This window comes from Stutzerimonas azotifigens, assembly GCF_013522725.1.
GTDB lineage: Bacteria > Pseudomonadota > Gammaproteobacteria > Pseudomonadales > Pseudomonadaceae > Stutzerimonas > Stutzerimonas azotifigens_A.
Genome location: NZ_JAAMRF010000003.1, coordinates 548716 through 560750, shown reverse-complemented (window position 1 = coordinate 560750; position 12035 = coordinate 548716). Strand labels below are relative to the sequence as shown.

Genomic DNA, 12035 nt, shown 5'->3' with positions numbered 1-12035 from the left:
ATCTCTCCTTTTGCATCGGGCCGGGCAGCTGCTCCGGCCATCTGGAGCTTTGCATGGCGGAAACCTACCAGCACCGTGCGCGCAAGCGTTTCGGCCAGAACTTCCTGCACGACGCCGGCGTGATCCACCGAATCCTGCGCGCCATCCACCCCCGCGAGGGCGAGCACCTGGTGGAGATCGGCCCGGGCCAGGGTGCGCTGACCGAAGGCCTCCTGGATAGCGGCGCGCAGCTGGACGTGGTGGAGCTGGACCTCGACCTGATTCCGATCCTGCAGAGTAAATTCGCTGATCGGGACAATTTCGCGCTGCATCAGGGCGACGCGCTGAAGTTCGACTTCGCGCGCCTGGGCGGTGAACCGGGCAGCCTGCGAATCGTCGGCAACCTGCCGTACAACATTTCCACACCGCTGATTTTTCACCTGCTCGAGCATGCCCACCTGATCCGCGACATGCACTTCATGCTGCAAAAGGAAGTGGTCGAACGCCTGGCCGCGCAGCCCGGCGGTGGCGATTGGGGTCGGCTGTCGCTGATGGTCCAGTACCACTGCCGGGTCGAGCATCTGTTCAATGTCGGCCCAGGCGCGTTCAATCCGGCACCGAAGGTCGATTCGGCCATCGTCCGTCTGGTTCCCCACGAGACCCTGCCGCATCCGGCACGCGACCCTCGGCAGCTCGAGCGAGTGGTACGCGAAGCCTTCAACCAGCGCCGCAAGACCCTGCGCAACACCCTAAAGGGCCTCCTCGATGCCGACGCCATCGAGGCTGCCGGCGTCGACGGGAGTCTGCGGCCCGAACAGCTCGACCTTGCTGCCTTCGTTCGGCTGGCGGACCAGCTGTCCCACGCTTAACTCGCCTTATCGAGAGGATGCCATGACCGACTCCCGCTATCGGATAGACGTCAGCGTCGCGACCCAATACCTGCCGGCGCAATCGCAACCGGAACAAAACCGCTATGCCTTTGCCTACACCGTAACTATCGAAAACAAAGGCCAGCTCTCTGCCCAGCTGCTTTCGCGTCACTGGATCATCACCGATGGCGACGGTCAGGTTCAGGAGGTCCGCGGCGACGGTGTGATCGGCGAACAGCCGGTCATCGCAGCCGGACAGCGGCACATCTACACCAGCGGCACACTGATGGCGACCCGGGTGGGCAGCATGCAGGGCAGTTACGCCATGCTTGCCGATGACGGGCGTGAATTCGAGGCCGTCATCGCGCCGTTCCGGCTGGCCGTACCCGGAGCATTGCATTGACCACCTATGCTGTCGGCGACCTGCAGGGTTGCCTCGACCCACTGCTTTGCCTGCTCAAGCAGGTCGATTTCAGCCCTTCGCGCGATTGCCTGTGGCTCGCCGGAGACCTGGTCAACCGCGGCCCGCAGTCCCTCGAAGCGCTGCGCTACGTTCGTGATCTGGGCGGCTCGGCCGTTACCGTGCTCGGTAACCATGACTTTCATTTGCTGGCCGTGGCGCACAATATCGAGCGGATGAAGAAAAACGATACCCTCAAGCCCATCCTCACGGCCGACGATCGCGCGGACCTGATCGACTGGCTGCGCCGGCAGAAACTCGTGCACCACGATGCCGACCGGAAAGTGACCATGGTGCATGCGGGGATTCCGCCCCAGTGGTCGCTGACCAAGGCGCTTCGGCGCGCGGCCGAGGTGGAACAGGCGCTGCAGAACGACGAGACCCTGCTGCCCTTTCTCGATGGCATGTACGGCAACCAACCGGCCAAGTGGAGCAAGGACCTGCACGGCGTGGCGCGCCTGCGCGTGATCACCAACTATTTCACCCGCATGCGCTTCTGCACCGCCGATGGCACCCTCGAGTTCGCCGCCAAAGAAGGCACCGATTCGGCCCCTCCCGGCTACGCACCATGGTTCAGCCACCCGAATCGCAAAATGCGCGGACAGAAGCTGATCTTTGGCCATTGGGCCGCGCTGGAAGGCAAGTGCGACGAACCCTACGTTTATGCCCTCGATACCGGCTGCGTCTGGGGCAACGAGATGACGTTGATGAACGTCGACAGTGGCGAACTGCATCATTGCGACTGCGAGGAAATCCCGACATGACAGAATTCAAACGAATCGCCCCCGAGCAGGCACAAACCCTGCGCAGCAACGGCGCGGTCGTCGTCGATATTCGCGACCCGCAGAGCTTCGCCAGCGGACACATCGCCGGCGCCACCCACCTGGACAACCACTCGTTGCCCGATTTCATCGCCGCCGCCGATTTCGATCAGCCGCTGATCGTGACCTGCTATCACGGCCACTCGAGCCAGAGCGCGGCCGCCTACCTGGCCCACCAGGGCTTTTCCGATGTCTACAGCCTTGATGGCGGCTTTGAGCTCTGGCGCAGCACTTTCCCCGGCGAAGTCGTCCAGTCCGACGAGTAATTTCGCCCCTTGCAGCCCGCGTATCCCGCGGGCTCCCTCGTCGGGCAACGTGCCCGGCGACACAGATTTACATCCTCGCACTTGAATTCACCGAAACCGAACTATCCTTAACTGCAGGCCATCCATACTGGAAAGCCCGTACCGGCTTTTTGGGCCTTTGGTTCGACCATGAGGGTGTTCGGGGGAACTCCATTTGGCCGGCTCTGTCGGTCGTCTCCTGAAAACATCGTGATCGCACCGGCCCTAGCATCGACCGAGGTGAAGTCATGAGCATTTTCAGCCACTTCCAGCAACGCTTCGAATCGACACGCCAGGAAGAATATTCGCTGCAGGAGTATCTCGATCTGTGCAAGCAGGAGCCCAGCACCTACGCCTCGGCGGCCGAGCGGCTGCTCATGGCAATCGGCGAACCCGAACTCCTCGATACCTCCACCGACCCGCGCATGTCGCGCATCTTTTCCAACAAGGTGATTCGCCGTTACCCGGCATTCGCGGACTTCCATGGCATGGAAGACTGCATCGAGCAGATCGTCTCCTACTTCCGCCATGCCGCTCAGGGCCTGGAAGAGAAGAAACAGATCCTCTATCTGCTGGGCCCGGTCGGCGGAGGCAAGTCCTCCCTGGCTGAAAAGCTCAAACAGTTGATGGAGCGCGTGCCCTTCTACGCCATCAAGGGCTCACCGGTATTCGAATCCCCGCTGGGGCTGTTCAACCCGGCCGAAGACGCCCAGATCCTCGAGGAGGACTACGGCATTCCGCAACGCTATCTCAACTCCATCATGTCGCCCTGGGCCACCAAGCGGCTGCAGGAGTTTGGCGGCGACATCAGCCAGTTCCGCGTGGTCAAGCTCTATCCCTCGATCCTTAACCAGATCGCCGTGGCCAAGACCGAGCCGGGCGACGAGAACAACCAGGACATTTCAGCCCTGGTCGGCAAGGTCGATATCCGCAAACTCGAGGAATTTCCACAGAACGATGCCGACGCTTACAGCTACTCGGGCGCGCTGTGCCGGGCCAACCAAGGCCTGATGGAATTCGTCGAGATGTTCAAGGCGCCGATCAAGGTGCTGCACCCGCTGCTCACCGCGACCCAGGAAGGCAACTACAACAGCACCGAAGGCCTCGGAGCGATTCCCTTCAATGGCATCCTGCTGGCCCACTCCAACGAGTCGGAATGGCACACCTTCCGCAACAACAAGAACAACGAGGCCTTCATCGACCGCATCTATATCGTCAAGGTGCCCTACTGCCTGCGCGTGTCGGATGAGGTCAAGATCTACGACAAGCTGCTGGTGAACAGCTCCCTGTCGCGCGCCCATTGCGCCCCCGACACGCTGAAGATGCTCGCCCAGTTCTCGGTGCTGTCGCGCCTGAAGGAGCCGGAAAACTCCAACATCTATTCGAAGATGCGCGTCTATGACGGTGAAAACCTCAAGGACACCGACCCCAAGGCAAAGTCGATCCAGGAATACCGCGACTCGGCCGGCGTCGATGAAGGCATGAACGGCCTGTCGACGCGCTTCGCCTTCAAGATCCTGTCGAAGGTATTCAACTTCGACCCCCACGAGATCGCCGCCAACCCGGTCCACCTGCTCTATGTGCTCGAACAGCAAATCGAGCAGGAGCAGTTCCCCGCCGAAGTCCGTGAACGCTACCTGCGCTACATCAAGGAGTATCTGGCGCCGCGCTATATCGAATTCATCGGCAAGGAGATCCAGACCGCGTACCTGGAGTCCTACAGCGAATACGGGCAAAACATCTTCGACCGCTATGTGCTGTACGCCGACTTCTGGATTCAGGACCAGGAATACCGCGACCCGGAAACCGGGGAAATCCTCAACCGCGTGGCGTTGAACGAAGAGCTGGAGAAGATCGAGAAGCCCGCCGGCATCAGCAACCCGAAGGACTTCCGCAACGAGATCGTCAACTTCGTGCTGCGTGCCCGCGCCAACAACAACGGGAAGAACCCTACCTGGCTCAGCTACGAGAAGCTGCGGGTGGTCATCGAGAAGAAGATGTTCTCCAACACCGAGGACCTGCTCCCGGTCATCAGCTTCAACGCAAAAGCCAGCAAGGAGGATCAGCAAAAACACAACGACTTCGTGGTACGCATGGTCGAGCGCGGCTACACCGAGAAGCAGGTCCGCCTGCTCTCCGAGTGGTATCTGCGGGTCCGTAAATCGCAGTAAGCAGCTGGAAGCCTGAAGCTGGAAGCAAACGCGGATCGCTTTCGGTTTCCGGCTCATGGCTTTCAGCTCAGCCCGGAGGGCCCGTATGAGTTATGTGATCGACCGACGCCTCAATGGCAAAAACAAGAGCACGGTTAACCGCCAGCGCTTCCTCAGGCGCTACCGTGGCCACATCAAGAAAGCGGTCGAGGAGGCGGTCAGCCGCCGCTCGATCACCGACATGGAACACGGCGAGCAGATCAGCATTCCCGGCCGCGATATCGACGAGCCGGTGCTGCATCACGGCCGCGGGGGACGCCAGACCATCGTTCATCCCGGCAACAAGGAATTCACCGCAGGCGAACGGATTCCGCGCCCGCAGGGCGGCGGCGGTGGTCAGGGCGCCGGCCAGGCCAGCAACAGCGGCGAAGGCATGGATGAATTTGTCTTCCAGATCACCCAGGAAGAGTTTCTCGACTTCATGTTCGAGGATCTCGAACTGCCCAACCTGGTCAAGCGACACCTGACCGGCGCCGAAACCTTCAAAACCGTACGCGCCGGCATCAGCAGCGACGGCAACCCCTCGCGCATCAACATCGTGCGCACGCTGCGCTCGGCCCATGCCCGACGCATCGCCCTCTCGGGCAGCAGCCGCGCCAAACTGCGTGAACTGAAAGCCGAACTCGAACGCCTGAAGCTCGAGGAGCCGGACAATTTCAGCGACATCCAGGCGACCGAAGCGGAAATCGAGCGACTGCAGGCGCGGGTCAAGCGCGTCCCTTTTCTCGACACCTTCGATCTCAAGTACAACCTGCTGAGCAAGCAGCCCAATCCCAGTTCGAAAGCCGTGATGTTCTGCCTGATGGACGTGTCGGGCTCGATGACGCAGGCGACCAAGGACATCGCCAAGCGCTTCTTCATCCTGTTGTACCTGTTCCTCAAGCGGAACTACGACAAGATCGACGTGGTGTTCATCCGTCACCACACCAGCGCCAAGGAAGTCGACGAGGAAGAGTTCTTCTACAGCCGGGAAACTGGCGGCACCATCGTCTCCAGTGCGTTGAAGCTGATGCAGGAGATCATGGCCGAGCGCTACCCGGTCGGCGAATGGAACATTTACGGCGCCCAAGCCTCGGATGGCGACAACTGGAACGATGATTCGCCCATCTGCCGGGACATCCTGATCAACCAGATCATGCCGTTCGTCCAGTACTACACCTATGTGGAAATCACCCCTCGCGAACATCAGGCGTTGTGGTACGAATATAACCAGGTGTGCGAAGCGTTCGGCGACTCCTTCGCCCAACAGCAGTTGGTGTCGGCCAGCGATATCTACCCGGTATTCCGCGAGCTGTTCCAGCGCCGGCTGGCTTGATCCAGCGGGCGCATGAAGCGAGGTGCGCAGTATGAAGCGTCAGCCCATTTCAACCGGTTCGGAATGGACCTTCGACCTGATCAAGGCCTACGACCGGGAGATCGGACGGATCGCCGAGCGTTACGCGCTCGATACCTATCCCAACCAGATCGAAGTCATCACCGCCGAGCAGATGATGGATGCCTACGCCTCGGTAGGCATGCCGCTGGGTTATCACCACTGGTCCTACGGCAAACAATTCCTGCATACCGAGAAGCACTACAGCCGCGGCCAGATGGGACTGGCGTACGAGATCGTGATCAATTCCGATCCGTGCATCGCCTACCTGATGGAAGAAAACACCATGACCATGCAGGCGCTGGTGATCGCCCACGCCTGCTATGGCCATAACAGCTTCTTCAAGGGCAACTACCTGTTCCGCACCTGGACCGACGCCAGTTCGATCATCGATTACCTGGTGTTCGCCAAGCAGTACATCATGCAGTGCGAGGAGCGCCACGGCATCGATGCAGTCGAGGACCTGCTCGACTCCTGCCATGCGCTGATGAACTATGGGGTCGACCGCTACAAGCGCCCCTACCCTATCTCGGCTGAAGAAGAACGGCGCCGGCAGAAGGACCGCGAAGAGCACCTGCAAAAGCAGATCAACGACCTGTGGCGCACCATCCCAAAGGGCGCGGACAAGGATCGCGAAACGGACGACAAGCGCTTCCCTGCCGAACCGCAGGAAAACATCCTCTACTTCATCGAAAAGCACGCGCCACTGCTCGAGCCTTGGCAACGCGAAGTGGTGCGCATCGTGCGCAAGATCGCGCAGTACTTCTATCCGCAGCGTCAGACCCAGGTGATGAACGAAGGTTGGGCGACCTTCTGGCACTACACGCTGATGAACGACCTCTACGATGAGGGCCTGGTCACCGACGGCTTCATGCTGGAGTTCCTCACTTCGCACACCAGCGTCATCTACCAGCCGGGCTTCGACAGCCCCTACTACAGCGGCATCAACCCCTACACCCTGGGGTTCGCCATGTACCAGGACATCCGGCGCATCTGCGAGAATCCCACCGAGGAAGACCAGCGCTGGTTTCCCGACATCGCCGGCAGCGACTGGCTGACCACGGTCAAGTTCGCAATGAACAACTTCAAGGACGAGAGCTTCATCCTGCAGTTCCTCTCACCCAAGGTGATCCGCGATCTGAAGCTGTTCAGCATCCTCGACGACGACAGCCGCGAGGATCTCCTGGTGCCTGCCATCCATGACGACAGCGGCTATCGCACCATTCGCGAACTGCTGGCGGCGCAATACAACCTCGGCAATCGCGAGCCCAACGTGCAGGTCTGGAATGTGGACCGGCGCGGCGACCGTTCGCTGACGCTGCGTCATCAACAGCACGACCGCAAACCGCTGGGAAAGTCCACCGAAGACGTGCTCAAGCACCTGCATCGTCTCTGGGGGTTCGATGTGCATCTGGAATCACGCCAGGACGATCGACTGATCACCACCCAGCACATGCCGCCGCGTACCGACGCGGAATCCGAAAGCCACTTCCCCCGCCTGGACCTGGCCATTCCGCCGATCTAGCGCTCACCACGGGTGGGGTACGCCACCCCACGCGCCTGCCGCTCGGCATCGCCGAGCTTGTGCCTTATCCTGCAGTGCTACGGAGGTGAGCATGCAGATATACAAGGTGGGCGGCGCGGTACGTGACCGTCTGTTGGACAGACCGGTCACAGAAGTGGACTGGGTGGTGGTCGGCGCAACGGCCGAAGAGATGCAGGCCCTGGGTTACCGCCCGGTCGGCGCGGATTTCCCGGTCTTTTTGCACCCCGAAAGCGGCGAGGAATATGCGCTGGCCCGCACCGAGCGCAAGAGCGGGCGCGGCTACGGCGGCTTCACCTTTTACGCCAGCCCGGACGTCACCCTCGAAGACGATCTCATCCGCCGCGACCTGACCATCAACGCCATTGCCGAAGACGATCGCGGCACGTTGGTGGACCCTTACGGTGGGCAGCGCGACCTCGCCGCCCGCCTGCTGCGCCACGTTTCCCCCGCGTTTGCCGAGGACCCGCTGCGAGTCCTGCGCGTCGCGCGCTTCGCCGCCCGTTACCACGAGCTGGGCTTCAGGGTCGCCGACGAGACGCTCGAGCTGATGCGCCGACTGGCCGAATCCGGCGAGCTGGAGGCACTGACCGCGGAGCGTAGCTGGAAGGAAATATCTCGCGCGCTGATGGAGCCGCGCCCCGATGTGTTCGTCCAGGTGCTGCGCGACTGCGGCGCGCTGGCTCGGATGCTGCCCGAGCTCGATGCCCTGTTCCCAGGCCACGCCGGCGAGCAACTGCTGCGCGTCCTGCGCCGGTGCGCGCAGCATGAGCAACCATTGCCGGTGCGCTGGGCTTGTCTGTTGCTCGGGCTCGCCTCGCAACAGACAACTGAAACCGAGCCCAAGCGGGCCGACACCCGGCAACTCGATGCGATCAGCCAACGGTTGAAAGTGCCACGCGACTGCCAGGAACTGGCCCGGCTCAGCGGCGAGTTCCACGCCCAGGCCCGACAGGCGACGGCGCTCGAGGCCGATACCCTGCTCGCCCTGCTGCAGCACTTCGATATCTACCGGCGCCCCGACCGTTTCGAGCAGTTCCTAGCCGTCTGCGAAATGGATGCCTTTGCGCGGGCCGACCAGATCGATGCGGTCCGCCGGCAAGCCGATTACCTGCGCCAAGCCGCTCAGGCCGCACGCTCGGTGCGCGTCGATCAACTGATGGAGCGAGGCTTTCAGGGCGCAGCATTGGGCGAGGCGATCAAGCGCGAACGGCTCGAGGCGCTCAGGGCCTATCGAGCGGGCTATGAAGGCGACGCTTGAAGCCTCTGGCGCAAGGGCGGGCTTCAGGCGCTACGGGAAACCGTCAGTGTCCGGCCGGGGATACGCCTTTATCAGCGCGCTCGGTGTCAATTCCAGGCCGCGCCATTGGAACGGTACCGGCCAGAGCTGCTGATCGATGGATGTAGCCGCCCAAAGCTCGGCAAACGAACGACCCACGCCCGGATGACGCATACCCGGCTCCAGCAGGGCCAGCGGCCACAGGACGAAGGCGTTTTTCAGTATCTCCGGGCGTGGCAGCAGCAAGCCATCGAACTGGCCTGCCCGGTCGCCGTACGTCAGCACGTCGATGTCCAACGGCAGCCCTTTGCGGTCGGGCGCATAACGACCGTTGTCCGCCTCGATGAACTTGAGCCGGCGGTCGAGTTCAAGTAATGGCAGGGCAGTGAAGCCATGCACCACCAGGTTATAGAAATTGCCGCTCTTGATGCCCACCGCCAGGCTTTCGAACACCGGCGAGCAGCGCATCCCGGCCAGCACCTCGCTCAGGGCTTCGAGACCTGCGAGCAGATGCCTTTCCCGAGCGATGTTGCTTCCCAGGCCCAACAATACCGGCGTCAGCGACATCCGCGTTCGATCTCCACGCCCAGCGCGGCCGCGCGAGGGTTGACGCCCGGCTTGGTCACCCGCAGTCGCAGCCAGACGATGCCGAATTCGCTCATCAGGCTGGCGGCCAGCCGTTCGGCGAAGGTTTCCACCAGTTCGAAGCGTGCCTGGTCGGCGAAGCGGTCGATGGACTCGACGACCCGGGCATAATCGAGCGCTTTGTCCAGCTCATCGTTCTGCGCCGCCGGGCGAATGTCCCAGCCCAGGGTCAGGTCGAGCCGCAGGCACTGGCGGATGCCACGTTCCCAGTCGTATGCACCGATCAGGGTGTCGACTTCGAGCCCTTCGATGAAAACCCTATCCACGCATCGTTCTCCTACACACGACAAACCCCTCGGGGCGCCGCTAGACTCAGGGCTCCCTGCCCCGGATGGAATTCATGTTCTGGCTGCTGACTCTGCTCGCCTACCTGCTCGGCTCGCTGTCATTCGCCATTGTGCTCAGTCGCCTGGCAGGCATGCCAGATCCTCGCGTCGGCGGCTCCGGCAACCCGGGTGCCACCAACATGCTCCGCCTGGCCGGCAAGCGCCTGGCGATCGCCACGCTGCTCGGCGACCTATGCAAAGGCCTGCTGCCCGTCCTGCTTGCCGCCCGGCTGGATCAGAACACGCAGCAACAAGCCTGGATCGGCCTGGCGGCGGTCTGCGGCCACCTGTACCCGCTGTACTTTCGCTTCCGTGGCGGCAAGGGCGTTGCCACCGCTGCTGGCGCCCTGCTCGGGCTCTACCCGCCCGCCGCACTGCTGTCGCTGGCTTGCTGGTTGCTCGTGTTCTCGCTCACCCGTACCAGCTCGGTGGCAGCACTGAGCGCCCTGCCGCTGACCCTTCCGTTGCTCGCCTGGCAACAGCCGGCTGCCCTGTTTCCGATGGCGCTGCTCGCCTGCCTGGTGATCTGGCGACACCGAAGCAATCTGCGCGACCTGCTGGCCGGACGCGAGCGCCACTTCTGACCCGCAAACCCTTCAGACCGGCTGCAACTGCTCCATCGGCCAGCGCGCCTGCACCTGAATTTCGGGGCCTTCATGCTGCCCGGCGAGCAAACGCTGGCAACCGGCATAGGCGATCATCGCACCGTTATCGGTGCAGAAGCGGGGGCGCGCATAGAACACCTTGCCTTTGAACTCACCGAGCATCGTTTCCAGCCCCTGGCGCAGCGAGCGATTGGCGCTCACTCCCCCGGCGATCACCAGGCTTTTCAGCCCGGTCTGCTTCAACGCCCTTCGGCATTTGATAGTCAAGGTCTCGACCACGGCCTGCTGGAATGCCAGAGCGATGTCGCAGCGGGTCTGCTCGCTGTCGTCTCCGGCCTCACGGCACTGCTGCCAGGTATTGAGGGTGAAGGTCTTTAGGCCGCTGAAGCTGAAGTCGAGCCCCGGACGATCGGTCATCGGCCGCGGAAAGACGAAGCGCCCGGCGACGCCCTGCTCGGCCAGGCGCGCAATCTCGGGACCGCCCGGGTACGGCAGGCCCATCAACTTGGCGGTCTTGTCGAACGCTTCGCCGGCGGCGTCGTCCACCGACTCGCCCAGCAACTCGTAACGCCCAATGCCATCGACGCGAACCAGCTGGGTATGGCCGCCCGAGACCAGCAAGGCGACGAACGGAAACGCCGGTGGCTGCTCCTCGAGCATCGGCGCCAGCAGATGACCTTCCATATGGTGCACGCCAAGCGCCGGAACGCCCCAGGCCAGGGCCAACGCCTGGGCACAGGATGCCCCCACCAGCAACGCACCTACCAACCCGGGGCCCGCGGTGTAAGCGACCGCATCGACATCGACCGCCTGTCGGCCAGCCTCGTCGAGCACCTGTCGGATGAGCGGCAACATGCGCTTGACGTGATCGCGCGAAGCCAGCTCCGGCACCACGCCACCGAATACTCGATGCAGGTCGATCTGACTGAAAAGCGCGTCGGCCAAGAGGCCGCGCTCGCTGTCGTAGAGCGCGACGCCGGTTTCATCGCAGGACGTTTCCAGACCCAGCACAAGCATGCTTGGAGACCTTCAAGGCAGCTAAAAAAGAAGCCGTGCATATTAATCGGCCCGGCAAGCGACCGACCAGCGCTTTTCGATTGGAGGCTTTGCATTCCCCTCGGCGAAGGGTTAACATCCGCAACCCTTAAAACCAGCGTGCTTGCGAGTCATTTGCCGAAGCGCGTTGTAACCGGTAAACAAGTGAAGGTACGTGCTGGATGCCCAATGTCAAAGTTAAAGAGAACGAACCCTTCGACGTAGCTCTGCGTCGCTTCAAGCGTTCGTGCGAAAAGGCCGGTGTTCTGGCCGAAGTTCGTAGCCGTGAGTTCTACGAAAAGCCGACTTCCGAGCGCAAGCGCAAAGCCGCCGCCGCGGTCAAGCGTCACGCCAAGAAAGTGCAGCGCGAACAGCGCCGCAGCGTGCGCCTGTACTGATTCAGTACAGCTGACGCCGCATAAAGCCCGGCCACGCCGGGCTTTGCACAAGACTCCGCTTCGCCAACCGGCGAATGGTCGGAGTTTTTTTCATTTCCAGTCGTATTGTTCGCCTAGCGATCGATGATAGCTGCCGACAAGGCTGACCGGAAGATGAGCGAGGTTACTCGGGCCTTACGGCCTGTGCTGTTGGCCTGCTTCAACGCGAG

The 12035-nt window shown here is 62.1% G+C and carries 13 protein-coding genes; 10 read left to right on the top strand and 3 right to left on the bottom strand.

The features are described 5' to 3' along the window. The first annotated feature begins 53 nt into the window (after positions 1 to 53). From rsmA to G7026_RS08450, 8 genes are all read left to right on the top strand, one after another. Positions 54 to 848, top strand: coding sequence for a 16S rRNA (adenine(1518)-N(6)/adenine(1519)-N(6))-dimethyltransferase RsmA (rsmA, locus tag G7026_RS08485; protein WP_181070306.1), 795 nt, complete (start codon positions 54 to 56; stop codon positions 846 to 848). A gap of 22 nt (positions 849 to 870) precedes the next feature. Beyond that, the gene (gene apaG / locus G7026_RS08480) at positions 871 to 1251 is read left to right on the top strand and encodes a Co2+/Mg2+ efflux protein ApaG (RefSeq protein ID WP_181070305.1); all 381 of its coding nucleotides are present in this window, start codon (positions 871 to 873) and stop codon (positions 1249 to 1251) included. Next, positions 1248 to 2072, top strand: a complete 825-nt coding sequence (locus tag G7026_RS08475) for a symmetrical bis(5'-nucleosyl)-tetraphosphatase (RefSeq protein ID WP_181070304.1) — start codon at positions 1248 to 1250, stop codon at positions 2070 to 2072. The genes apaG and G7026_RS08475 overlap by 4 nt, the downstream gene beginning before the upstream one ends. After that, entirely contained in the window at positions 2069 to 2395 is a 327-nt protein-coding gene (gene glpE / locus G7026_RS08470) for a thiosulfate sulfurtransferase GlpE (RefSeq protein ID WP_181070303.1), read from the top strand. Before G7026_RS08475 ends, glpE begins: the two co-directional genes overlap by 4 nt. Positions 2396 to 2661: 266 nt before the next feature. Continuing rightward, positions 2662 to 4584 carry a PrkA family serine protein kinase gene (locus G7026_RS08465; protein ID WP_181070302.1) on the top strand — a complete coding sequence of 641 codons (1923 nt, stop codon included), beginning with the start codon at positions 2662 to 2664 and terminating at the stop codon, positions 4582 to 4584. Positions 4585 to 4669: 85 nt separating this feature from the next. Beyond that, positions 4670 to 5938, top strand: a complete 1269-nt coding sequence (locus tag G7026_RS08460) for a YeaH/YhbH family protein (protein ID WP_181070301.1) — start codon at positions 4670 to 4672, stop codon at positions 5936 to 5938. Positions 5939 to 5969: 31 nt separating this feature from the next. After that, on the top strand, positions 5970 to 7520 hold the full coding sequence (locus G7026_RS08455) for a SpoVR family protein (protein ID WP_181070300.1): 1551 nt from the start codon (positions 5970 to 5972) through the stop codon (positions 7518 to 7520). A gap of 91 nt (positions 7521 to 7611) precedes the next feature. Beyond that, positions 7612 to 8799 carry a multifunctional CCA addition/repair protein gene (locus G7026_RS08450; protein ID WP_181070299.1) on the top strand — a complete coding sequence of 396 codons (1188 nt, stop codon included), beginning with the start codon at positions 7612 to 7614 and terminating at the stop codon, positions 8797 to 8799. 30 nt (positions 8800 to 8829) lie between these two features. Here the strand turns inward: G7026_RS08450 and folK are convergent, their stop codons facing one another. Beyond that, complete coding sequence (folK, locus tag G7026_RS08445; RefSeq protein ID WP_181070298.1) at positions 8830 to 9384, bottom strand: 2-amino-4-hydroxy-6-hydroxymethyldihydropteridine diphosphokinase; 555 nt, start codon at positions 9382 to 9384, stop codon at positions 8830 to 8832. After that, positions 9375 to 9728, bottom strand: coding sequence for a dihydroneopterin aldolase (gene folB / locus G7026_RS08440; protein WP_181070297.1), 354 nt, complete (start codon positions 9726 to 9728; stop codon positions 9375 to 9377). The genes folK and folB overlap by 10 nt, the downstream gene beginning before the upstream one ends. Positions 9729 to 9802: 74 nt before the next feature. On the opposite strand from folB, the gene plsY reads away from it, so the two are divergent. Next, positions 9803 to 10372, top strand: coding sequence for a glycerol-3-phosphate 1-O-acyltransferase PlsY (gene plsY / locus G7026_RS08435; RefSeq protein WP_181070296.1), 570 nt, complete (start codon positions 9803 to 9805; stop codon positions 10370 to 10372). 12 nt (positions 10373 to 10384) lie between these two features. On the opposite strand, the gene tsaD is transcribed toward plsY, so the two are convergent. After that, entirely contained in the window at positions 10385 to 11410 is a 1026-nt protein-coding gene (tsaD, locus tag G7026_RS08430) for a tRNA (adenosine(37)-N6)-threonylcarbamoyltransferase complex transferase subunit TsaD (protein WP_181070295.1), read from the bottom strand. Positions 11411 to 11610: 200 nt separating this feature from the next. On the opposite strand from tsaD, the gene rpsU reads away from it, so the two are divergent. Continuing rightward, a complete protein-coding gene (gene rpsU / locus G7026_RS08425; protein ID WP_102826188.1) occupies positions 11611 to 11826 on the top strand; it encodes a 30S ribosomal protein S21 in 216 nt (71 codons plus the stop codon). The last annotated feature ends 209 nt before the right edge of the window (positions 11827 to 12035 follow it).

Coding starts and splice junctions, on each gene's coding strand:
- G7026_RS08455 (WP_181070300.1), top strand. CDS start 5,970: ATGAAGCGTCAGCCCATTTCAACCGGTTCGGAATGGACCTTCGACCTG.
- G7026_RS08465 (WP_181070302.1), top strand. CDS start 2,662: ATGAGCATTTTCAGCCACTTCCAGCAACGCTTCGAATCGACACGCCAG.
- apaG (WP_181070305.1), top strand. CDS start 871: ATGACCGACTCCCGCTATCGGATAGACGTCAGCGTCGCGACCCAATAC.
- G7026_RS08450 (WP_181070299.1), top strand. CDS start 7,612: ATGCAGATATACAAGGTGGGCGGCGCGGTACGTGACCGTCTGTTGGAC.
- folK (WP_181070298.1), bottom strand. CDS start 9,384: ATGTCGCTGACGCCGGTATTGTTGGGCCTGGGAAGCAACATCGCTCGG.
- rsmA (WP_181070306.1), top strand. CDS start 54: ATGGCGGAAACCTACCAGCACCGTGCGCGCAAGCGTTTCGGCCAGAAC.
- rpsU (WP_102826188.1), top strand. CDS start 11,611: ATGCCCAATGTCAAAGTTAAAGAGAACGAACCCTTCGACGTAGCTCTG.
- glpE (WP_181070303.1), top strand. CDS start 2,069: ATGACAGAATTCAAACGAATCGCCCCCGAGCAGGCACAAACCCTGCGC.
- G7026_RS08460 (WP_181070301.1), top strand. CDS start 4,670: ATGAGTTATGTGATCGACCGACGCCTCAATGGCAAAAACAAGAGCACG.
- tsaD (WP_181070295.1), bottom strand. CDS start 11,410: ATGCTTGTGCTGGGTCTGGAAACGTCCTGCGATGAAACCGGCGTCGCG.
- plsY (WP_181070296.1), top strand. CDS start 9,803: ATGTTCTGGCTGCTGACTCTGCTCGCCTACCTGCTCGGCTCGCTGTCA.